Annotated in this window: 21 protein-coding genes; 14 read left to right on the top strand and 7 right to left on the bottom strand. The window is 39.8% G+C overall.

What is annotated here, in order from left to right; genetic code table 11:
• Nucleotides 1–66 precede the first annotated feature (66 nt).
• A complete protein-coding gene (locus CH365_RS18590) occupies nt 67–1,464 on the top strand; it encodes a glycine--tRNA ligase (RefSeq protein WP_100770068.1) in 1,398 nt (465 codons plus the stop codon).
• Here CH365_RS18590 and CH365_RS18595 read toward each other — a convergent pair whose 3' ends face one another.
• Nucleotides 1,465–2,283: a hypothetical protein gene (locus tag CH365_RS18595; protein ID WP_100770036.1), complete on the bottom strand. Its 819-nt coding sequence runs from the start codon at nt 2,281–2,283 to the stop codon at nt 1,465–1,467.
• 127 nt (nt 2,284–2,410) lie between these two features.
• Here CH365_RS18595 and CH365_RS18600 point away from each other — a divergent pair, with 127 nt between their 5' ends.
• Complete coding sequence (locus tag CH365_RS18600) at nt 2,411–2,896, top strand: GNAT family N-acetyltransferase (RefSeq protein ID WP_165782634.1); 486 nt, start codon at nt 2,411–2,413, stop codon at nt 2,894–2,896.
• Nucleotides 2,897–3,159: 263 nt separating this feature from the next.
• Here CH365_RS18600 and CH365_RS18605 read toward each other — a convergent pair whose 3' ends face one another.
• Nucleotides 3,160–5,274: a sodium-translocating pyrophosphatase gene (locus CH365_RS18605; protein WP_100770038.1), complete on the bottom strand. Its 2,115-nt coding sequence runs from the start codon at nt 5,272–5,274 to the stop codon at nt 3,160–3,162.
• Between the two features lie 75 nt (nt 5,275–5,349).
• Here CH365_RS18605 and CH365_RS18610 point away from each other — a divergent pair, with 75 nt between their 5' ends.
• Nucleotides 5,350–6,531 carry a hypothetical protein gene (locus CH365_RS18610; protein WP_100770069.1) on the top strand — a complete coding sequence of 394 codons (1,182 nt, stop codon included), beginning with the start codon at nt 5,350–5,352 and terminating at the stop codon, nt 6,529–6,531.
• A 26-nt stretch (nt 6,532–6,557) separates the two neighbouring features.
• On the opposite strand, the gene CH365_RS18615 is transcribed toward CH365_RS18610, so the two are convergent.
• Together CH365_RS18615 and CH365_RS18620 are read right to left on the bottom strand one after the other, a co-directional pair.
• A complete protein-coding gene (locus tag CH365_RS18615; RefSeq protein WP_125226336.1) occupies nt 6,558–7,385 on the bottom strand; it encodes a hypothetical protein in 828 nt (275 codons plus the stop codon).
• 340 nt (nt 7,386–7,725) lie between these two features.
• Nucleotides 7,726–8,154: a YbjQ family protein gene (locus CH365_RS18620; protein ID WP_100770040.1), complete on the bottom strand. Its 429-nt coding sequence runs from the start codon at nt 8,152–8,154 to the stop codon at nt 7,726–7,728.
• Nucleotides 8,155–8,700: 546 nt separating this feature from the next.
• Here CH365_RS18620 and CH365_RS18625 point away from each other — a divergent pair.
• The 4 genes from CH365_RS18625 to CH365_RS18640 all read left to right on the top strand — a co-directional run bounded on the left by CH365_RS18625 (nt 8,701) and on the right by CH365_RS18640 (nt 12,644).
• Entirely contained in the window at nt 8,701–9,198 is a 498-nt protein-coding gene (locus CH365_RS18625) for a DUF3015 family protein (RefSeq protein WP_100770041.1), read from the top strand.
• An 11-nt stretch (nt 9,199–9,209) separates the two neighbouring features.
• Nucleotides 9,210–9,689 carry a DUF3015 family protein gene (locus CH365_RS18630; protein ID WP_100770042.1) on the top strand — a complete coding sequence of 160 codons (480 nt, stop codon included), beginning with the start codon at nt 9,210–9,212 and terminating at the stop codon, nt 9,687–9,689.
• Between the two features lie 77 nt (nt 9,690–9,766).
• Entirely contained in the window at nt 9,767–11,803 is a 2,037-nt protein-coding gene (locus CH365_RS18635; protein WP_100770043.1) for an Lnb N-terminal periplasmic domain-containing protein, read from the top strand.
• The gene (locus CH365_RS18640; RefSeq protein ID WP_100770044.1) at nt 11,769–12,644 is read left to right on the top strand and encodes an alpha/beta hydrolase; all 876 of its coding nucleotides are present in this window, start codon (nt 11,769–11,771) and stop codon (nt 12,642–12,644) included. The genes CH365_RS18635 and CH365_RS18640 overlap by 35 nt, the downstream gene beginning before the upstream one ends.
• Here CH365_RS18640 and CH365_RS18645 read toward each other — a convergent pair.
• Nucleotides 12,641–13,180: a hypothetical protein gene (locus tag CH365_RS18645; RefSeq protein ID WP_100770045.1), complete on the bottom strand. Its 540-nt coding sequence runs from the start codon at nt 13,178–13,180 to the stop codon at nt 12,641–12,643. The two genes, CH365_RS18640 and CH365_RS18645, sit on opposite strands and share 4 nt — an antisense overlap.
• On the opposite strand from CH365_RS18645, the gene CH365_RS18650 reads away from it, so the two are divergent.
• From CH365_RS18650 to CH365_RS18675, 6 genes are all read left to right on the top strand, one after another.
• Nucleotides 13,179–13,622 carry a hypothetical protein gene (locus CH365_RS18650; RefSeq protein WP_008589780.1) on the top strand — a complete coding sequence of 148 codons (444 nt, stop codon included), beginning with the start codon at nt 13,179–13,181 and terminating at the stop codon, nt 13,620–13,622. The genes CH365_RS18645 and CH365_RS18650 overlap by 2 nt on opposite strands.
• Before the next feature lie 3 nt (nt 13,623–13,625).
• On the top strand, nt 13,626–14,969 hold the full coding sequence (locus CH365_RS18655) for a class I SAM-dependent RNA methyltransferase (protein WP_100770046.1): 1,344 nt from the start codon (nt 13,626–13,628) through the stop codon (nt 14,967–14,969).
• Nucleotides 14,970–15,029: 60 nt separating this feature from the next.
• The gene (locus CH365_RS18660; protein ID WP_100770047.1) at nt 15,030–16,151 is read left to right on the top strand and encodes a SpoIID/LytB domain-containing protein; all 1,122 of its coding nucleotides are present in this window, start codon (nt 15,030–15,032) and stop codon (nt 16,149–16,151) included.
• Nucleotides 16,152–16,474: 323 nt separating this feature from the next.
• Nucleotides 16,475–17,182 carry an ABC transporter ATP-binding protein gene (locus CH365_RS18665; RefSeq protein WP_100770048.1) on the top strand — a complete coding sequence of 236 codons (708 nt, stop codon included), beginning with the start codon at nt 16,475–16,477 and terminating at the stop codon, nt 17,180–17,182.
• Entirely contained in the window at nt 17,179–19,686 is a 2,508-nt protein-coding gene (locus CH365_RS18670; RefSeq protein ID WP_100770049.1) for an FtsX-like permease family protein, read from the top strand. The genes CH365_RS18665 and CH365_RS18670 overlap by 4 nt, the downstream gene beginning before the upstream one ends.
• A 49-nt stretch (nt 19,687–19,735) precedes the next feature.
• On the top strand, nt 19,736–20,686 hold the full coding sequence (locus CH365_RS18675) for a hypothetical protein (protein ID WP_100770050.1): 951 nt from the start codon (nt 19,736–19,738) through the stop codon (nt 20,684–20,686).
• Here CH365_RS18675 and CH365_RS18680 read toward each other — a convergent pair.
• Nucleotides 20,683–21,393, bottom strand: a complete 711-nt coding sequence (locus CH365_RS18680) for a hypothetical protein (RefSeq protein ID WP_100770051.1) — start codon at nt 21,391–21,393, stop codon at nt 20,683–20,685. The two genes, CH365_RS18675 and CH365_RS18680, sit on opposite strands and share 4 nt — an antisense overlap.
• Nucleotides 21,393–21,950 carry an orotate phosphoribosyltransferase gene (pyrE, locus tag CH365_RS18685; RefSeq protein ID WP_100770052.1) on the bottom strand — a complete coding sequence of 186 codons (558 nt, stop codon included), beginning with the start codon at nt 21,948–21,950 and terminating at the stop codon, nt 21,393–21,395. Before pyrE ends, CH365_RS18680 begins: the two co-directional genes overlap by 1 nt.
• Nucleotides 21,951–22,126: 176 nt before the next feature.
• Here pyrE and CH365_RS18690 point away from each other — a divergent pair, with 176 nt between their 5' ends.
• Nucleotides 22,127–23,215, top strand: a complete 1,089-nt coding sequence (locus CH365_RS18690) for an acyl-CoA desaturase (protein ID WP_100770070.1) — start codon at nt 22,127–22,129, stop codon at nt 23,213–23,215.
• Nucleotides 23,216–23,231 lie beyond the last annotated feature (16 nt).

Below are 23,231 nucleotides of genomic sequence, written 5' to 3' on the forward strand. Positions count from 1 at the left end.
AGAATTGAAGGAATTCCTACGAATTTAATACTTTATCACGAATCCTATTCGAGAATCCTTGGACCTATGGAGAAAAAAGAAACCCTAGATTCCTCTCTCAAGGATATCGTATCCGTTTGTAAAAGAAGAGGATTTGTTTATCCCGGATCCGAAATTTACGGAGGACTTTCCAATACCTTCGATTATGGCCCTTACGGAGCCGAACTTCTCCATAACTTAAAAAGACTCTGGTGGAAACATTTTGTCCACTTAAGAGAAGACGTTGTCGGATTGGATTCTTCTATCCTTCTCAACCCAAAAGTATGGGAAGCATCTGGACACGTTTCGAATTTTAATGATCCACTTATCGATTGTAAAAATTGTAAGACCAGGATCAGAGCGGACAAATTTTTGGAAGACCAAAAAGGAGAAGGTGCCGCCACAGGATTGACCCTTGAAAAAATGAACGAGGTCATTAAGGCGGGGAATTTTGCCTGTCCGAATTGCGGCAATAGAGGGACATTCACCGAAGCCAGAGACTTCAACCTAATGTTCAAAACTTCTCATGGCGCTTCTGCAGAAGATTCACAGGATATTTATCTTCGTCCGGAAACCGCCCAAGGTATTTTTATCAATTTTAAGAACGTTATCTCCACCACCAGAAATAAGATCCCATTCGGTATCGCTCAAATCGGTAAATCATTTCGTAATGAGATTATGGCAAGACAGTTCGTTTTCCGCACCAGAGAATTCGAACAAATGGAGATGGAGTTTTTCTGTGAACCTGGAACCCAAAAAGAATGGTTCTCTCATTGGGTAAACTATTGTCTCAAATTTTTAACTGATCATGTAGGCTTAAAAAAAGAAAACTTGAAGATCAGAGAACATGAGAAAGAAGAACTTTCCTTTTACAGTGAAGCCACTTCCGACATCGAATACAAATACGGATTTGGGTGGGGAGAACTTTGGGGAATCGCTTCTAGAACGGATTATGATCTTTCCCAACATGAAAAATTCTCCGGAGAAGATCTGAAATACCAAGACCAGGCTGCGAACAAAAAGTTTGTGCCTTATGTTGTAGAGCCTGCACTCGGCTTAAATCGTTTATTCTTAGCAGTTGTTTCAGACGCTTACGCGGAAGAAAAACTTCCAGATGGAGAGACAAGAACAGTTCTTCGTTTCGCTCCTCAAGTAGCTCCTGTAAAAATTGGGATTTTCCCTCTCATGAAAAAAGACGGTCTTCCTGAACTTGCAAAATCGATCTATGCAAACCTATCTTCTTTAGGGAATTTAGAATACGATGAAGGCGGCGCTATCGGAAAAAGATACCGCAGACAGGACGAGATCGGAACTCCATATTGTATCACGGTAGATTATGATTCTTTAAAAGATAATTCTGTTACAGTAAGAGAAAGAGACAGTATGTCCCAGGAAAGGATCTCTATTGATTCTTTGAAGTCTTACTTTGCAGATAAGGTTCTTTAATCAAGGATTGTAGTTTCGGATATCATCCCTACATTCCTGTCCAAAAATCAAAGGACTAGATGGGCTGAAAGATTCGACTTTGCTGTCGCTTAAGGCCCAAAACATTCCGCAGGTTTCATTAGAACAATGATTTCCATGTTCCTTGTCTTGATGAGAAGAATATAATGGAATTCCTGCGTTCACAAGCCCAAGTGCATGTCCAAGTTCATGAGTCACGGTCATCTGTTCCGCTTTTTCCACTCGATCGGGAGAAACAATAGAATCAAACTGTTCAATCATATCCTTGAATACAAAAATCACTGGAGGTCCGATCCCCAAAACTCCGGAAATTGTAACTGCAATTACACCAGGGGCATCCGCCAACTCCCCTCTTACATAAACGATAAAGAAACTAGTAGATTGGTAATCGGAAGATCTTTTCCTGTATTTAGATACCAGATCCAAAAGTTGGTTCACACTCCATGTGGATCTGTTTTGGTTCGGGATCTCATTCATCTCGGATAGATCACTAGGCACCGTGACTGCAACGGAATAACCTCTATCCGCGAAAACATCCTGCATATTACTATCGGTCACATTCCAAATATTGGATCCAGCGATAGTAAAATTTCCAGTAAACGGCTCCGCATCTGTTTCATAAGCAACTTCCAAATCCAAAGATCTTACAGTAGAAAAATAAACGGAAGAACGATCCGGGTCTGTTAGAATGAGATAATCTAACGCGATATATCCCAAAATTGCTGGCGGTAGTTCCGATTTACCAGTTTCACAATTGATAAAGGAGAAGAAGGATAGAATTATAAGTGCTCGAAAGATCATTTTACCTTCGTATTAATAACAACCGGAATCGTTTCTTTTTTTATTTATTTGCAAAAAGAAGAGAAACTTAGCTTCTCCCCATAAAAAATACTCCACAAACTCCGGTCATTTGCAAAGTTTTATTTTAATGTCTGAGAAACTTTTGGAGATAAGACCAATCCTCCCCCAAAATAGGGAGCCGGCTATTGAATTGGTAAATCAATTTTTTAGAATGGTGAACAAACTTCCCTTAGATGGAATATTTCAGATTCGCCCTAGGGCCGCCGCCAAAATGGTGGATATCTACTTAAAACTCAGAGCCACGGACAAAGTTTTATTTATCGGCGGATTCATAGAAGAAGAACTAGTCTCTCTTCTAATCGCAAGAGTGGAAGAAAAACCATATCTCATTGAAGAGAAAAACTTATTCATAGATCTGGCAGTTACTAAACAAGGTAAAAGAAAGTCCGGTTATATGAAACCCCTCGTCCAAGAAACGTTCCGTTATGCAAAAGAAAAAGGAATCTTGGCGATAGAGTTAAGAGCGATCTCAGAAAACAAATTGGCAGTAGAATTCTGGAAGAAGATGGGATTCGATCCGTTTTATGTGAGATTCAGGAAGTCCGTAGAATAGACAGAAAGCATTTATTAACAAAGTTGGAATTCCCACATAGAAGTAAAATATCCCCCACCCTGCATTGGGATTTGGGGGGAGTGGCTCGTGGGAGAGAGCATTCTCTATATCACACAATCTGACTTCTGTCAATAAAATCCTGCCCTACAAATCCATGTAGGAATTCCAACATCGCCAGTAAACCCTCTGCGCGAACCAAACCTAATAAATAAAAAAAGGGACCCTTTCGGATCCCTTTTCTATATTAGAATTTTAGAAAATTCTTATTGGAACAAGCGAAGCAATAACCCGCCGTGTTGCACGAAGAATTCCGCAAACACTAAGCTTGTAATCGCCATCAATTTGATCAAAATATTGATCGAAGGACCGGAAGTATCTTTTAAAGGATCTCCTACGGTATCTCCCACAACTGCAGCTTTGTGTTGGTCTGAACCTTTTCCACCGGCAGCTTTTTCGATATATTTTTTAGCGTTGTCCCAACCGCCACCGGAGTTCGCAGAAGAGATTGCAAGAACCACACCTGCTACCAATGCTCCAGCCAAAACACCTGCTAAAGATTTAATTCCGAATAAGTAACCTACTAAGATCGGAGTTAAAAGAACCAAAAGTCCAGGAAGGATCATTTCTCTTAAAGCCGCTGTGGTGGAAATATCCACACATCTTTTGTAATCAGGCTTAGCTTTTCCTTCCATGATACCAGGGATTTCGCGGAATTGTTTTCTAACTTCTTCCACCATATCCACAGCTGCTTTACCTACTGATTTCATGGTCATTGCGGTAAAGACGAATGGAAGCATCGCTCCGAAAAGTAATCCGCCGAAAACTTCTGCGTTCAGAATATCCAAACCGGTAGTTTTAGTTCTGGTGATAAATGCAGCAAACAATGCCAAGGAAGTCAAAGCAGCAGAACCGATCGCAAAACCTTTTCCGATAGCAGCAGTAGTATTACCGGCAGCATCTAAGGTATCTGTACGATTACGAACTTCTTTTCCGAGTTCCGCCATTTCCGCAATCCCGCCTGCGTTATCCGAAACTGGACCGTAAGCGTCGATAGTTAATCCGATCGCGATAGTGGATATCATTCCAAGGGCAGCGATCGCAATCCCATACATTCCCGCCAAAATATTCGCGGTAACGATAGTGATCACGAGTAGAATGACCGGAACCACGGAACTTTGATAACCTAAAGCTAGTCCGTAGATAATGTTTGTGGCAGCTCCGGTTTTGGAAGCGTCTACAACTTCTCTTACAGGCTTATAAGAATGAGAGGTATAATACTCAGTGATCAAACCAATGAACATTCCCGAGAACAGACCTACGATCAAAGAAATGTAAACATTCCATTTACCGATTGTTTTTCCTGCGATCTCGAAAGAATCCACCATGTATTTATCAGTTACAAAATACATGACCGCACCTACGATCAAAGTAGAAACCCAAAGTTGGATTTTTAGGACCCTCTCCACATTTCCCCCTTCTTTCACAGAAGCGATGAAGGAAGTTAGTAGAGAAGCAGGGATCCCGAAAGCGGAGATCAAAAGTGGATATAAAAGGGCATCAGTATTTCCGGAAAGAGCAGTTGCAGTCGCACCGATCACAAGAGCGGCACAAGTAGCTTCTGCACAGGAACCGAATAGGTCAGCACCCATCCCGGCAACGTCACCGACGTTATCTCCAACGTTATCTGCGATAGTCGCTGGGTTCCTAGGGTCATCCTCAGGGATTCCCTTTTCTACCTTACCAACTAAGTCAGCGCCAACATCGGCAGCCTTGGTGTAAATTCCCCCGCCCACTCTTCCAAAAAGAGCAACAGCAGAACCACCCAGACCGAAACCAGCCAGAGCTTCCATTAGGTAAAGAGTTCCTACGTTTTGGAATAAATGAGTATAAAGAAGGAAAAGTCCGATCATCCCGAGAACTGCAAGTCCCACCAGACCGAATCCCATTACCGCACCAGAATCAAAAGCGACTCTGAAAGCCTTGGTCATGGAAGTTTTAGCAGCCTGAGCAGTACGAACGTTTCCTGCAGTTGCGATCTTCATCCCGATAAAACCGGAAAGACAGGAAATCAAGGCCCCTGCAACGAAAGCGATCGCTGTAAACAACCCGTCGTTAAAATCCGGGGTTTCCGGATTATCCAAAAGGAAGAAGATCAGAACTGCCATAAAGGCGATGAAGAGAGAAATGGTCTTGTATTCTCTCACGAGAAAGGCCATAGCGCCTTCGGAGATTGCGGAAGAAATTTCGATCAATTTCTTAGATTCGTTATCCTTTCCGCCCTCAGTTCCGATTTGGATCCTGGTGACCTTTAATGCGTATATTACGGCGGTCAAAATAGCCAGGAAGGCAAAAGCCAGAATAATGGTAACCGAATTCATTCAGGGAAACCTCTTGTTTTTTTTTAAAATTTCCGATGGTTTAAAAAGATGGGACCTGTGTTTGCCAAAGCTAATATGAGACGTACACTTTCCATTTGGTTCTTTCTAGTTATTTGCACTATAAAATCGGTCCTGGGCTTGAGTTCAACCTTTTCTTGGGAAGAGCTGATCCAGCAGGCTGCCGAAGAAGCGGCAAGAGGCAGATACCAACAAGCGTTAGAAAAATTACAGATCGCTGACGAAACAGGAGAGCCCAGAGACTTCCGTTATTATTGGATTTTAGGAAAATCCCAAAAAGGAAAGGGAGAAGAATTAGAGGCACTCAAAAGTTATGAGACAAGCCTCAGATTAAATCCTGATCAGACCAAGTTACTGGAAGAAATGACGGATCTTTATGATTCCCTTAGATTTCCGGATAAGGCTCTTAACACTGCTCGGGTACTATTGTCCAGAGATCAGGAAAATAGAAATCTCAGATACAAGGCATTACTTTGGTCTTCCAGGATCGGAGATATTGAATATTATAAAGCTACCTTAAAAGAATTAGAATCTTCCAATCCATACCAAGCAGATGAACAGGCTCTATTAGATGAGATCTCTGGTTTCCAAAAAGTGGGAAAAATAGACGACTCTATCGCAAGATGTAAAAGGTTCCTACCTTATTTTCCAAGGAATAAAAACCTACATAGACTCTGTATCTTATCCTATAAATCTAAGGATTCCAATTTATATGAAGAAGGACTTCTGGAAAGGGCAAATATTTTCAGAGACGAGCCGATCTTTCATCATATCATTAGTATGGAATATCTAGACCAGAGAAGGTTTATAGAATCCGCAGCATTAGCAAGACGAGCCCTTCTACTTTCTCTCAGAAAGAATCTTTTTCCGGATAAGGACTATCTTCTTCCTTTAAGAAGATATTATATACAAATCGGATCGGATTCCGGGGTCTTAGGAACAGAACTTTTAGAAGAAATTATACGCACAAAAAAAAGTCCAAACATAGAAGAATGGAACGTACTACTTAAACATTCTTCTTATAGTTGGGAAGTATTGGTATTTGCGCTCAGATCCGTCGCAGAAACGGAACCGGAAGAATCGGCACTTATCATTTCCAAAGAATGGAAAGACATGTATAAAAATTTAAAAGCTGGGGAACTGGAGAAGGACCTCTCCAGATACGCAGGACCTTATAGTTTGGACAAAACTTTTCAATTCTATTTGGAAACCGGCTATTCTCTGGCGGAAACGGAATAAAAAGAGAATCAATATTTCTTTCTTTATTATTTCTTAATATTCTGAATAACCCAATCTAAAACTCCCAAGAACATACTAGGATCTCTAAATTTCAGAAAATAATGATCATTTGCCCAAAGGGGAAATACATCCCCTCCTGCTTGAATTGCATCAGGAAGTAAAGTAAGACCGTCATTCGGCCCATACATAGCCAATTCCGAGTAGTTTGGAAATCCGCGAAAAGTAATATGCCTAGTCATTGGTATTCCCAGAACATTTAAAACATACATGGAAGAAGGCGTCCTTACTTCCGTAGCTAATGGAGAATCCTCCGACTTCCTCAGTTCGTATAAGGAATCAAATCTATAACCATAGAGAGGAATCCCCACCCTCAAAAAAAACCGTTTAATAAATGAATCGGTTCGGTGAGTCATCAATGGTGTTCCCCTCAAGAGACCTGCCACGTTCAGCCAAGCTTTTACTTTCGAAAAATAATTTTCCTTTCCACATTTAGAAACGGCATATTTAAAATCACTTCCACCTTTGCTTGTCGAGTACAGGATCAAATATTCTTGCCGATTATAATTTTTAATAAAGTTACAGATTTGTTCGGAATTTTCCTCTAAAGAACCGACTTGATCGATGGGAATGTTTCCATTTGGAACACCCTGTGAATCTAAAATATAACGAACAGGAGCTCCGTCCGCACCGGTAATCGGATTATCCTTATAGAACATTCCCGGAATAATTGCTACGAAGTATTTCTTTCTTTCTAAAATCGTTTGCTGATCAATTTTTTTTCTATTTTTCAGAAATTCCAAAATTGCAGATGAACGAGGTAAATTTGCCCAGGCTTGAAAATAAGCCACGCTCAAGGAATCAATCGAATTCCCTTTCCTAAGTAATTCTTTAAAATGTTCGGAACTTATTTTTTCCGGCTCTATGCCCTTCCAAAAATCGAAGCTAGATGTTAAATCCTCTAAATCTTCATCGCATAAATTTTCTAAAGTTTTCCATGTTTTATTACAAGGTGAGCTGGAGAGGATAGGCTTGTATTCTATAAAAGCTTCACTAGCACAAAAAGAAAGTGAGGAAGTAATTAAAAATAGTATTATATACCTAGCGAGAAGAGGTTTGCACATATTTACGTTATTGTTTGGAAAAATCAGGACATTTCCAAACAGAAGAGAATCTCCTGTTTGGAAATAAAGAAAATTACTTCTTAGGAGCTGCGCCTAGAGTAACCGCTTCGCCAGTTACTGCAAAGCTAACGATTGCTAGAGGTCCAAGGAACGGAATTAGAACTGGAGATTTTACATATCCGTAACGCACGTTAATTACCGCGTTAGAACCTAATTCTCTTGCTTTCGCAACTAACTTCTCATTCAATTCTTTAGCTAGTTCTTCTGTTTCAGGAAAACGAGCGCCAATTCCTTCCGGACTTGCTCCATAGGCAGAGAAACCGAAAGTTGCAGATCCAAGATTAGTTTCTTGAATTACGAAAGTTCCTTGGCTCGTATAAGGACCAACATTGTTCCCAGTAGTCACCAAAATAGAAGTAGGGTGTTTAACAGAATAGTTGTATACACAATTCATAGAGAATGCAGCAACTAAAGCCAACACTAATACTAGTGATTTTTTCATGAAGAAATTTCCTCAAAATTTTAGTAGGAACTAATTGGGCATGTACTCAGAATACGTCAACCGATATTATGCAAAGAAATTCAGCGTAAAAAATTGATTTTTCTATAAAAAAGATGTCTGAAATCGATTCTTAACCGGATAGAAAATAATCCAGGATTTATTATCCTATATGAGATACACATTTTTTCGTTAAGATTTTTCACATAATTTAGCAAATAAAAAACCCGAAACCCAAACGTAATATCATAGAATATTACAATTTCTAATCACATTCAAAAAATTTAATATAAGTTTAAAACTGCACTCAGTATTTTAACGAGTAAGATTTTAAAATATTATGAGAAATATTTTCTACGTAGTCGAAAATGCCATAACCCTGCTGAATTATCGCGTCATCAAAAAATAATTATTACGAAGTATTCAAACATAGAAGAAAGTCCTGGAAAAAACTTTTTTAGAAAACAAGACTAAAAGGTATTCTAGTTGACATATCCCATTTGAGGAACTCTTATATTCCCCAACTAAAAAGGAAGGAGAGGTTCGTTTATGAAAAAAGAACTTCTATCGATAGGATTGGTCGGATTACTCTGCTTGTCCTCGGGAATTTCAGTCACTGCCGCAGACTACGGTGTAGCTGGTTGCGGGCTCGGATCTTTAATTTTTAAGGAAAATAAAGGTGGCCAACAACTTTTAGCGGCTACCACAAACGGCCTTCTATCGGGCAACCAAACTTTCGGAATTACTACCGGAACTTTGGGATGCGCTACTGATGGATTGGTCCATAAAGAAAAAGTTCAGGAAGTATTTGTTTCCCTCAATTTCAATTCTTTGGAAGCTGAAATGGCACAAGGAAAAGGGGAAAAATTAGAAGCACTTTCAGGACTTCTAGGCTGTTCCACAAACGGAACCGCTCAATTGGGAGAATACACTAAATCCAATTTTGATGTACTGTATACTCAAGAAACCACTCCTTCTTCTTTACTTAGCGCGGTAAAAGACGGAATCAGAAAAGACGCGGCACTCTCTAAGAGCTGCAAAATTTAAGGAGATAACTCATGAAAAGAATATTAGCAGTATCTCTATTTTTCGCTCTAGTAGCTTCTCCACTCTATGTGGCTTCCGCTAAACACGGTGCTGCTGGATGCGGTTTAGGTTCTATCGTAATCACTGAGAACAAAAAAGTTCATCAAGTGATTGCAGCTACCGTAAACGGAACTCTTGGAAACCAAACGTTCGGAATTTCAACAGGAACTTTGGGATGTGAGACCAGCGGCTTTACTCAAAAGCAAGCGGAACAACAGATCTTTGTTCACATGAACTTCCAATCTTTGGAGCAAGAATTTGCTAAAGGTTCCGGAGAGAAAATGGAAGCTTTCGCTTCCTTGATGGGTTGTTCCGATATGGGAACTTTCGGAAAAATAGGAAAAGAGAAATTTTCCGCACTTTTCGACCAAAACTCTCCTGACTCCTTCTTGGAAAAAATGAGATTCGAAGTAGCAAACAACTCCGCTTTAGTCGGAAGTTGCAAAATCTGATCGATACACCTTTTAAATAAGGTTTATTCCCTTCTCTCAAAAGGAGAAGGGAATATTCGTCCAATCTAAAATTATAAGTGCCAGCCAAATACCATTCTCTTTTTATAATATTCTTTCTATTCTCTATCTTCGGAGCCTTTAGCCCGGCTTATGCAACAAGCACGGAAAAGATCTCGGAATACCAAAAATTGGCGGAGACCAAAAAACTTTGGGAAGATAGATATTGGATACTTCTATTACATTATACTAAAACTACCTTCGGAAACTGGGTGAGCGAGGCGGACTCTTCTTCTTTTTTTCTTTCCAGAGATGGGAGAAAAAACCCGGAAGAGGAATTGTTTTCCGCGATCGAAGCCTTTATGACGGAAACTTCCCCTCCTCTGGGAGAAGAAAATTGGATGCATCCGGTGTGCAAATTTCCGGAAAGGAAAAGATGGATCCAAGAAAAACTTTCCATTCCGGATGGAGATTTTGCAAAGGTGGATTGTTCAAGATTCGAAAAGTGGTTCGCAACTTTGAACCCAAAAGGTGCAAAGATCATATTCGCTTCTTATTATATGAATGCACCCGCTTCTATCTTCGGCCACACTCTTTTAAAATTAGATTCCGGAGATCCTAATAGAAAAGAAATATTAGAATATTCGGTAAATTACGCGGCCAACGCGGATCCTGAATCTACGAATGCAATCGTATATTCTATTTTAGGCTTATTTGGAGGATATCCCGGGACATTCTCCTTATATCCTTATTATGTTAAGATTGCAGAATATAACGATATCGAAAGTAGAGATCTTTGGGAATATGAACTGGATCTTAAAGAGGAAGAAGTCAAAAGAATGACTAGGCATCTCTGGGAATTGGGAGCAGCCACCTTCGATTATTATTTTTTAGATGAGAACTGCTCTTATCATCTATTCTCTTTGATGGAAGTAGCGAGGCCCAGTCTTCATTTACGTGATAAGGCTCCTTTTGTGATCCCGGGAGATACGGTTAAAAAATATATGGAACAGGCAGGTCTCGTAAAAGAGATCAAATACAGACCTTCCCTACATAGTAAAATCATTCAAAAACTCAGAACAATGAACGAGGAAGAAAAAGATCTTTACGAAAGTGTAATGAAGAATGGAGATATATCCCCTTTGACCAACAAAGAGCCTGATCCCAAAATCAGAACCTCTTTTCTTTCGGATACAATCCTGGACTCTTTTCGTTACAAAAAAGCAGAAGGAGATTCTCCCAAAGAATGGGACCAGACTTATAAACAATTACTTTTATTCAGGAGTAAACTTCCGACCGATTATCAGGATTCAGGATATCCTACGATCACTCAAAGCCCTCATGTGGGTCATGGAAGTTCAGCATTATACCATGAAATGGGAATATCCAGTTTGGGAAATTTTTTAGGTTTCGGTTACAGGGCAGCAGTTCATGATCTTTTGAATACGGACCAAGGTTATATTCCGAATTCTTCGGTGGATTATTTTTCTTTTAAGGCAAGATACTACGAAAATTCTAAAAAATTACATCTAGAAGAACTACATATTGTCCGACTTCTCTCATTAACTCCCTATAATTCATTAGGTCGTTCTATTTCTTATTTTGTGGATTCTGGAGCAGATTCTTCCGTTTATGAGAAAAATAGAAACAAAGAAGATAGAAAACTTTTAGAATGGCAGGCGGCCCTCAGGCCTGAAGATCTATCTTATACACTTTATAGATTGGATGATGTTTCCAAATCCGAAAAATATGAAAGAGTCACAAACGCAAATTTAGAAGCTACTTTTGGTTACAGTTTTCAAGACCAATTTTCGGAAGGACCAAAACGTTTTTTATTCTCAGCTCAGGCAGGTGCAAAAGTAAGATATAATGGAAAATACGATACGAATGCTGTCGTGGCTCCTCAAATTGCTGCATATTGGATCGCAAATTTCGATTCCTTTAAAGCAGTGCTGTCTTTGCATTATTATACTTTTTCAGTATACGGGATACCCGACGATTATAAGGCACAATTAGGATTTCGTTATGCGATTCAGGCCAATCACGAATTAAGATTAGAGGCAAAAGCCCAAAGGAATTATAATGAAGCCAGCTTCTCTTATGTATACCAATTTTAGATATATCTACTATTCCATTCTTATTCTATTTTTATTAGGCAATTGTTCATCTATGTTATTCCATCCTACAAGGGAAATGTATATCCCTCCCGAAAAAATGGGATTTCAACCCGAGAAACTTTCGCTACGAATGAAAGATGGAACGAATATCAAAGTTTGGATTTTCAAACCCTCTAAGATAAAGGCCAAGGCGAGCATTCTTCAGTTCCATGGAAACGGGGACAATATGTCCAGCCACTATATCAGTCTTGTGTGGCTTGTAGAAAAAGGTTACGAATTGGTGGTCTGGGATTATAGAGGTTACGGAGATTCGGAAGGAGAAGCGGAGAAGGAACCTATATTAGAAGATTCTAAAGAAGTTTTGAAATTTCAACAAAATCGGGCAAAAGAACTGGGAATTCCTTGGATTGTCTACGGACAGAGTATGGGAGGAGCACTTGCGATAAGATCCGTAGGAGAAATGCAAAATAAAGAAGGGTTATTACTAGTCGTCGGTGACGGCACTTTTGCCTATTATTCTCATGTCGCTAAAACCGTCGCCGAAAGAGTGTTTTTCTTTCCTATAGGTCAATTGGTCGGAATTTTCTTCTCGGATCATTTAAGTCCCGGTGAAGTAGTGAGCCAAATTTCTCCTGTAAAACTATTAATAGTACATGGAACGCAAGACCAGATCGTTTCCTATCCGAATGGGATGGAACTTTTCCAGAAAGCGAAAGATCCTAAAATTTTCTGGGAGATCAAAGGTGCAGGACACTTAGATTGGACGGAGATGGGAAGATCAAAAGGGGCAAAAAATTTTCAGAACTATCTAGAAGAGCTGATTTCTCATTGGAATCCTTAGTTTTCGGAAGACTTCCAATACATTCTTTTCTCTTCTAATAAAGATCTAAGTGCATCTTCCTGTTTAGATTCTTGGATAAATAGATCAGGCAAGGAGAAGTTCCCTGTATTATAAAGTTCAACGGATAAGAATGAAATCTTACCTTCTTTCGCAAAAAATACTTTCTCGAAATCTCTACATTTAAGCGCATAAAACCCTGGGCTCAACTCCAAGATCCTATATTCCCCGGAATCTAATTTGAAGTTTTGGAATAAACTACGATTTCCTTCTTTGAAAGATCCCGGATATTTATACAATTCGATACCGAATGCGAATAAGGACTGTGCTTCTCTTTGTGGTCTAAGCACATAAACTAAAGCCTTATCCTCTTTTACTTTCTTCAGTTGATCAAATCTCTGAGGGCTTGTACAAAATCCAAACCCTGAAACCAGCCCAATACAAAATAAGAAGGTTCTAAAGCGGGTAATGCCCTGAAAAAATCTGGTAGCTCCTTGGGCTCTCCAGTTAAAATTGACCTTAATTCGAGGATTTTGCATGAAAATTGAGTTCACACCCGAGCAGTACGAAACCTTACTAAAATCCATCGCGATCTCCAGTTGGATGATCAATGCTTTTAACGAAGGTGACGAGGAATTAAATTCCTATGCCGAACTCGAGCAATACATACTTTCCTTTGCAAAAGATTTTGGGAAGCAGGAATTCGTGGACTATGATGCCGCTGACGACGTATACTTCCCTACTCGCAAATTCGAAGATCAAACGGATATATTCGATATCATCTCGGATTACGATAATGAATTATTCTGGGATGAACTGATCCACAGAATGGCCAGAAGAGATTTCCTGCAGGAATACGGAGAAACAGGCGTAGCTTCTATGGCGATAGAAGAACGAATCGAAAAAGAAGCTCCTTATATCAGCAAATATGAAGAGATATTTACCAACCAAGGTTTGGAGAATATAGACATTCGTCCTTAATCCATGTTTGATCAGGAACCTTTCGGAGTTTTAGAAATTGAGAACCTTCTTCCCAATCTAAGAGGAGAAGGTATATTAGGAAAAAGAAAAATAGAAATCCCTTATTCTCTTCCTGGAGACGTATACGATGTATACAAATTCGGAAAAAGAAAAGTTTTCTATAAATGGAATCCTACCCATTTGGAACCTAGGGTTTCTTCCCCCCGATGCCCAAGTTTTGGAGAATGTGGTGGATGCTCCGGCCAACACCTACCCTATCTGGAACAATTCAAATTAACATCCGAGCCGATCCTAAAAGGATTAGAAAATTTTAATCCGATCAACAAGGGAGTTTCCCCAGCAGAATTTTCTTACTCTTACAGAAATCGTATGGACTTTGCGGTTTTTCCGGGACGAGTTGTGGGTTTAAGGATGTCTGGAAATTTTAGAAGGATTGTAAAAATAGAGAACTGTTCTATCCAAACAGACTGGGCAAATTCCGAAATACCTTTATTCCAAAAACTGTTAGAATCTTTTCCCGAATTAGAATATGACCGCAAAAAAGAAACAGGTTATCTAAAATATTTCACACTTCGCAAATCCGTTTTTACAGATGACTCCATGAGTATTCTTACATTCACAGAAGACTTCAAAAATGAAGATCTGATGCAGCGTGTAGCAGAAAAAGCAAAAGAGATCTTAAGCGCTAAAAACATAGTATTCTGTTTTAACAGGAAAAAAGGGGAAATTTCCGCCTCGGGAGAAGCGATCGCAGTCAGAGGAAATATTTATCTGATAGAAGAGATCTGGGGTAAAAAGTTCAAAATCCCTTTTGACGGATTCTTCCAGCCGAACCCTAAAGAGTTCATTAAAATTTTAGAATTTATTAAATCTAAGATCAAACCGGCGGAGAATCTTGCAGATCTTTTTTGTGGGAGTGGATTTTTTTCCATTCTATTCGGAGAAAAATTTTCTAGGATTCTTGGAATCGATATCGTGCAATCTTCCGTATCAGCAGGCGAGGAGTTCCTACAGGAAGTATTCCCGGACAAAACGATAGAATTTCTGGCATTCGACCTATTTCATAAAAAAGGTCTGGAGAAAATGTCCTCCGCAAATCTTCCTTGGAAGGATTCCGTAGTGATCGCTGATCCGCCAAGAAGCGGCCTTTCTCCCGAATTATGCGCCTTCTTAAATTCGAATCCTGTTTCTCAGCTGATCTATATATCCTGTAACCCGGAAAATCTTTTGAGAGACGCTCGCATTTTAGAAGAATCCTACCAAATGGAGGAATTCCTACTTTGCGATCCATTCCCTCAAACGCCCCATTTGGAAGCAGTATCCATCTTCTTCCCTAAAAATCGCTGAAGGGAATCCGATTTTTTTTCGATAGTAAGTACCAAAGGTATACGAAACCGACAGGTGCCCATGAAACGACTTTCTATCATCACTCTATCAATTTTAATTTTGGCGGTTTGGGGCTGTAATACCGTCATTATCCGTCCTTGGAATTCTCCGAATGCTCTCAAAACTTCCGAAAAGATCCGAGTCTTTTTAGGAAAGGCCGAATCCGATCTAATGATCAAAGCGGACGGCGTAATTTTCGTATATGATGTGAACGATCTTCTGATCAAACGTGCTTATGATGCGGTTTCTTTAGACGCTAAAAAATTGAAGGCGCCAATCCGTTTCGTAGCGGACAATCCAGGTCTGGAATATAAGGGAAGAAAGTTCAGAGGAGAAATTTTACTCCAACCTGATAAAAATGGTAACGTTCTACTTATCAACCGGGTTCCTTTGGAAGAATACTTGTATTCCGTAGTTCCTTCCGAAGTTCCTGCAGGCTGGCCGACTGAGGCTTTGAAAGCACAAGCAATCTGTTCTAGAACGTATGCAATTAGAGAGATCCTGAATAAAAAAGATACCGCTTATGATGTGGAATCCACTGTGAATTCACAAGCATACTCAGGAATGGCAAAAGAAAATCCAAGAACCACCCAGGCAGTTCGTGATACAGAAGGTGTTCTTGCTGTTTACGAAGATGATCCGATTCATATGTTTTTTCATTCCAACAGTGGAGGAAGAACCGAAACTCCTGACCAAGTTTGGGGAGGCAAAAGACTTCCTTACTTGGAATCTGTAGCTTCTAGATTTGATGAGGCAGGTGATAATTTCGTTTGGAAAGAAATTTTAAACCAAGATAAAATGGATCAGACACTTTCTTCCTTAGGTTTGGGTTCCATCCAATCCGTCCAAGTTCTTTCCAGAACTCCTTCCGGTAGAGTGGATCTTTTAGAAGTGATCGGTAAACAAGGCACTTCTAAAATTAAAGGAAAAGAATTTCGCGGCTTGCTTGGAACTTCCGTGAAATCTCTTCGTTTCGGAATCAAAAGAGAAAGTGAAGGATTTTTGATCAAGGGTATGGGTGCCGGTCATGGTGTTGGCCTAAGCCAATGGGGAAGTTTCGGTATGGCAAAGCAAAATTTTACCTACGCAGAAATCATCCGTCATTATTACCAAGGAATTGAATTCGCGAGGATTACTAGGTAAGTCACAGAGTTGAAAGAGACTCAGAGTTATTTCCACGCGGAGACACAAAGGCGCAGAGGGTTTAATTGTGGCGTGTAGGAGTTCTTACTCCTCCGTGACTCTGTGCCTCTGTGTGAATATTCCCTGTGTCTCTTTTTTCTCTGTGACTTATTCCCCAAACTTATTTTAAATCTATATAACTATTATATTCTTTCATAAATCCGCACTCCTCTCTCTGTGACTTAGTGCCTCTGTGTGAAAATTTCCCTGTGCCTCTTTTACCTCCGTGCCTCTTACACCCTTCTTTTCCTTGCGTCCTCTTATAGAGAATACAAAATAGGACCATGTCGAATCCGACAAATAAGATCCTAATCCGAAATTTAACCAAGTCCTATAAAAACGGAAAACAAAACGTTCCTGTCCTGAAAGGGATCAACTTAGACGTTGCAGATACTTTTTTAACTTTGATGGGCCCATCCGGTTCAGGTAAATCCACGTTTTTGAATATTCTCTCCGGGATTGACCAAGCCGACTCCGGAGAAGTTTGGATAGGCGGAAAAAACCTAAGCAATTTTACGGAACAGGAACTTACTGAATATCGTCGTAATGAAACCGGGATCATTTTCCAGTTCTTTCACCTTCTTCCTTACTTAAGTGCTTTGGAAAACGTAGCTCTACCTCTTTATATTTCAGGTTTGGGAAAATCAAAGGCGAGAGAAATTGCAAAGGAAGCTTTGGAGAAGGTTGATCTTACTCATAGATTCATACATAAACCGGATGAACTTTCCGGGGGAGAACAACAGAGAGTTGCGATCGCAAGGGCACTTGCAAAACGTCCTAGTATCGTTTTGGCGGATGAACCTACAGGAAATTTAGATACATACCACGCTCATAAAATTTTGGAACTTCTATTAGAGTTACAAGAGAAGGAAAAATTTTCCTTATTTATTGTAACCCATGATAGAGAGATCGGAGAAAAAGGAAAAGTTCGGCTGAAGATGAAGGATGGATTGATATTGCCTGAACAAAATCCTGCCTTGGGCCTCGTATGAATTTATACTTCTTATTCTTATACGAATATTTTAAGACCCATCTTCCCAGATTTATTTTCGCACTCTTAGGAATTTCCTTGGGCGTTGGTTTGTTTTTATCTACTACAAGTAATGCAAACAAAGCAGAAAGATCGCTCGTCGATTTTTCCATGGGCTACCTAAAGGGAGATTTTAATCTGAAAATTTCTCCGAGTAGACCTGGCCAAAGCCTAGATTGGCAGATTCTTTCCGAAATACATTCGCATCCGGATTTAAAGAATATTTTCGCAGTCAGGCCTAGAATACAGCAGGAGGGAATTTCTTCAGACAACGTAAGAGTTCTCTACATGGGAATGGATCTTACAAAAGAATATCTGGGAATTCCTTTAAGAGAAGACACCGGTTCCGAAACTTCAGGTCCATTAGAAAAAACGTATGTATCCAAATCCTTAGCGGAAAAATTCAAAGGAGCTCCATTCACTCTTTTGCTGAATGGAAAAACCTGGGAATTTAAAGATTATATCCCTGTAGATATGGAAGGCGGATTTTTGATCATCGAAGATATTTCTTTGATCCAAGAAAAATTTTCCGATATAAACGGGGCGGACTATCTTCTTTTAAGGTCTTCCGATCATAACCTTTCCCAAACAAAAGAAAATCTACATAAGATCTTAGGTTCTAATGTCAAAATAGAAACCTCGGAAGAAATCCAAGAAAAATCGGCAAATGCACTTCGTTCTTTCCAGTTAAATCTGCTGATCATATCTTTTATCTCACTTCTAATCGCATTTTTCATGGTTTCCAATACTATGACAGGTTTGTATTTGAGTAGAGAAAGAGAACTTGGGATATTAAGAACCTTAGGATTAGATGTAAGATCTTCTATTTTTCTTTTTTTAAGTCAGTCCGTTCTTTTAGGAAGTATAGGCACGATTTTAGGGATCGTATTCGGTATATTCTTCTCCGGTTTGGATTTTTTCCGTCCTGAGTCCGGGCTTGTAGATAAAAACCTATTATCAACTTATAGTTCCATTTCTCTTTTCGACTTAAGTCTTGCAGCAGGACTTGGAATTTTGGGTTCAGTCATTTCTTCCGTGTATCCTGCAATCCGAGCGGGAAAGGTCCCTCCCCTTTCAATACTCAGAGATTCCCAAAAAGAAAAAAGACAGATCCCTAACTCCAGACTTGCGATATATGGTGGGATCATATTTTTATCTTCTTTAGGGATTTCTAATCTTCCTTCTCCTTGGAAACTCCCTCTGCCGGGTTTATTGGGTGTGGGAGGTGTGACAATCGGGATCACATTCGCTTTTCCTTATTTACTTTCCCTATTCAGTTCAGGTGTTTCTAAAATTCTGGATAGAAGCGACAAAAGTTTTCCTTTTTTCAGAATAGGCCTGGAAGAATTAAAAGAAAATCCAGGAAGGAATACTTTGACTGCGGCTACGGTCATGCTTGCAGTTTCTTTGGTTTTATGTCTGACCATTCTTACAGACAGTTACAAAAAATCCCTGAACGATTGGGTGGATTCGGAATATCCTTCCGATTTTACGATCATCAATGATCGTTTCTTTCATTCAGGAATTCACGGTGGAGTTCCCAAAGATCTTCCTGACAAGATCAGGGACTTAGGCGTAAGTTCTTACCTCGACGGTTTTTTAGTGAATACTTCTTTCGAAACTGATAAAGGAAATTTTATCATACATGCTTATGATTTTTCCGTGTATCAAAATAAACAGGAAAGAATTGAAAATGAAGTAAAAGAAGAAACGGATGTTTTAATTTCCTCGAATATGGCTCATTTAAAAAAGCTGAAAGTGGGAGATGTTCTGATTTCCCAAACTCCTTTCGGCAAAAAGAATTTTCATATCAAAGGGATCAAAGAACATTTCTTTTCGGAAAAGGGAACGGTGATGATGGATATTCGTTCCTACGAAAAAAACTTCGAATTTAAAACCATAAACTCTATTAAACTTTTTTTAAAAGAAGAATATTCGGACGCATCCGGGATAGAATATTCCAAAAAGAAAATTTTAGACTTTCTAAACTCGGATCCAAAATATAAAGATCTGATCTTACTCGATTCCGCACAACTCAGGGAAATTTATCTATACGAGATCAATAAAGTTTTCAGGGTTTTGGATTCTCTAAAAGCAACAGCTATTCTGATCTCCGTAATTTCTCTACTTTCTTCTCTTGTACATACATTGTATGATAAACGTAGGATTCTGGGGCTTCTAAAATATTTAGGAGCCTCTCAGGACCAACTCGGGATTATCCTCAAAACTGAATCGGTTTATCTGACAGGATTCGGGGCATTCTTCGGGATCATTTCTTCTCTCATCATGTCCCCCATCATTCTTTATGTGGTGAATAAGAACGCATTCGGCTGGACCCTTACCTTCTCCTTTTTGCCCGAAACCCCTATCCTAATCCTAATTTTTGCACCGATTCTAGGTTGGATTTCCGCAGTTTATCCTCTGCGTTTATTGAAAAAAATGAGCTTCCAGCTCAGTCCGGAATGAGGAAAACTATCTTGATTCCCAGCTAGCCTCGAAGTATGTTATTCCTTCGATGGCTACTCAGCTGGAAATCGCTCTGGAACTTGCGGAAGAGATCAAAAAGATCAACCAGCAAGAAGACAATCGGATCCCTTCTTCCGATTCTTTTTTGAAAGATATGATCGCATTCTTTTCCAGGGACGCGCATGAGATCCGCCAGACCCTGGAAATGCTCCGGGAAGCTAGGTATCTTTTCATCATTAAGATCGTTCTTCCGGAACAATCCAAAAATTCCAGGGACCAAGACCAGGGGGTCGACGCTTATATCTACGCAGATCTCAAGATCGTTACAGACTTGAAAGGGTTTGCGGAGAAAAAATTGGAAAAGGCCTACGAGGCCACTTATTATAAAAGAAAATCTCCCTTCCAGATCACGAGAGAATTATTTCCAAAGATCAAAGAACATAATAATACTCCTTTGGGAAGGTTCATCAATATAGCGGTGATGTTGGAAGAATACCAAAGAGTTCTCACCGCTGCTCCGAACGAGTACGATGATAATAGGCGTAGGAATTTATTATCTGAGTTATTGGAAAGAAATGGTGCACCTGTTACCGTTGCGAGAGACATTCCAGATTACGAGATCACTTCATTGGGTGGTGGTGGAGGTTCTCCTTTAGGTTTTAAAAGAGCGGCTGACGCAGTCGCTTCTAACGAGGTTGCTTTTAATCCCAAAAGTCCTTGGTCCAGATTGACTTCTAAATTTTCCGTAGAGTTTTTAGTTCGTATCCATTTGAGAAAGTACGAATTCGATACGGTGCGTAAGTTGATCCTGGGTGGAAAGTTAGTGAGCTTTGACGATCTAAAATATGTAAGAGATAGTATCCAGACAATGGAGAATCATATGCATCTGGACCCTATCCTACAAAATTTTACAGATGAAATGACCGAGTTAAGAAGGCTTGCTCAGAAAAAAATGAATATCCTGAAAGGTATTACCAATTCAGGATCCATCCAAAATTAAACCCACTCGAAATATCGAGCGACTAAAACGATCAATAATACCACTAAAATAAAAATATAACGCCTTCTTGCGGAATATCCAGTGTCCATTCTATCTTTAGGAAAATAGATCAGAAACAAAAGTGCGTTCGCTACGAATACGATAAATAAAGCGTCCTGTTTTTCTTTCCAGTATCCGCTCCCGAAAGCGATTGCAGCTCCGATAGAAGGTACGAATGCGATAAGAGTTTTCCAGCTTAAGACCTTTGTATCTTCCTCGAAAATTTTCGCTTTTTTGCCGGACTTCTTTTCTAGTTCGCTTAAAAACTGGTCCATATTTTCCAGATTTAGGATCGGGATATATGTTCCTTGTTTAGAAATGAGTAGAATTCTTTCATAACCTCTAAATCTATCCTTTTCAATACCTTCTAGATCTCGGAATTCGAACTCCATACATTGGCCTTTCGCGTTCCATTGTTTTAAGGAAGAAGAGTCCAATTCTACCTTGGCACCTTCCAATACTTTCAACTGTCTTCTGTAATTTTTCAAAAGAAGCAGTATAAGCACCCCACTCAGAAGAAGATACATGGAAAGAAATGCGGATCTTTTGTCCAATTCTACCTGAACAAAACTGACTCCGAGAAATATTACGAAAACGGAAAGCACAAGTCCTGTGCGGATCAGTAGCTTTTTTTTAAAAACGGGAGAATCGTATTGAAATACGGACATTATTCTAAACTTCCGAATTCTGATTTTTTAAACAAAGGGAACACCTTGATCCCTTCTTCTTCTATCGCTTTCCTGCCGCCTTCTTCCCTGTCCAGAATGCAGATACAAGCCTTTACTTCCAATCCCGCATCTCTCAAACTTTTGATCGCCTGCAAGGTAGAACCTCCAGTAGTGATCACGTCATCCACAACCACACAGGATTTGACTGCGTTTACTCCACCTTCTACCAAATTTTTGGTGCCATGATCCTTTGCTTGTTTCCTAACGATTAAGGGAAACACGTTCTTGGACTGTTTGCGATATTCTAAAGAGATCCCGAAACAGATTGGATCAGATCCCATGGTGAGGCCTCCGAAAGCCTCTTCCTCATCCAAACCGGATTCCGGGAGATGTTTTTCCACAATATACTTACAAAGTAATTCCAATCTTTGAGGATGAAGAGTGATTTCCTTACAATTAAAATAATGCCTGGATTTTCTACCACTGGCCAGGGTGAACGGTTCCTCTCGGAAACGATAGGCGTGGGTTTGAATGAGTTGAAACAATTCTTCCCTCAAAGCGGATCTCCCTCGGGCAATGCCCGGAATTCCATGATAGTAGGAACTCCTCAGGAAAAAACAGATTTTTGAGCCTGATTGTGGCCCTAGGGAAAAATTCTAAATTTTCGAATTTTTTCGCAACCTGGGACCCCGATTCCGCTCTTATCAGAAAAACCAAGACGGGAAAAACCGACATGGAACAAACGAAAAAGAAATACGCGTTGAAGACCACAATCTTCTTATTTGCGACTCCGATCATCGGGGTCATTGGGACGGGTGCCTTATTATTTACCAGAGGCATTCCTTTAAACACATGGCTTGTGTATCTATTTATGACCGCAGCAACCGGGCTTGCGATCACCGGGGGATACCACCGTCTGTTTTCGCATAGAGCTTACAAAGCTTCTTTGCCGGTAAAACTTTTTTATATTCTTTTCGGAGCGGCTGCGTTCCAACAATCCGTAATCGAATGGAGTTCCGATCATAGGATCCACCATAGATTCGTGGATAAAGAAGAAGATCCTTATGCAATCACTAAAGGATTCTGGTATGCTCATATTCTATGGTTATTCGAGAATAGGGACCACAGAACTCCTGTTAACGTGAACGATCTTTACGAAGACAAATGGGTAAAATTCCAGGACGATCATTATTACAAGATCGCTATCTTCATGGGATTTATCTTCCCAACTCTTCTTTGCGCTCTTTGGGGAGATGCTTTAGGCGGATTATTACTCGCAGGTTCTTTTAGAATTGCGGTCAATCACCACATGACATTCTTCATTAATTCCTTGGCTCATTATAAGGGAGATCAACCTTTCTCAGATAAACATACTGCTAAGGATAATTGGCTCATCGCATTATTCACTTTTGGAGAAGGATATCATAACTTCCACCACGAGTTCCAAGCTGATTACAGAAACGGGATTCGTTGGTTCGATTACGATCCAACCAAATGGCTGATCAATACATTCGCCTTTTTCGGTTTGGCAAGCGATAGAAAGACTATCTCTGAAGAACAGATCCTCCGTAAAAAGATGATCATGGACGAGAAGGCTTTACGCGAAAAATTGGAATCTAAGTCTGAAACCTTAAGCCAAGGATTCGAAGAAAGATTAGAGGCTCTGCGTAATTCCGTTCAGGAAACCCAAGCCAAACTGATTACTTTGAAAGCTGTAAAAGAAGAAGTAGGCAAAAAGGCCGTAAAAGAAGCTAAATCCGATTTCAAAGTGGCGTTGAACACTTGGAAAAGATTTGTTTCCGGAGACCTGGCGCCGGTCTGATATTATTCCCAGTACC

Origin of the sequence: Leptospira neocaledonica (assembly GCF_002812205.1) — a bacterium.
In the GTDB taxonomy this organism is placed as follows: domain Bacteria; phylum Spirochaetota; class Leptospiria; order Leptospirales; family Leptospiraceae; genus Leptospira_B; species Leptospira_B neocaledonica.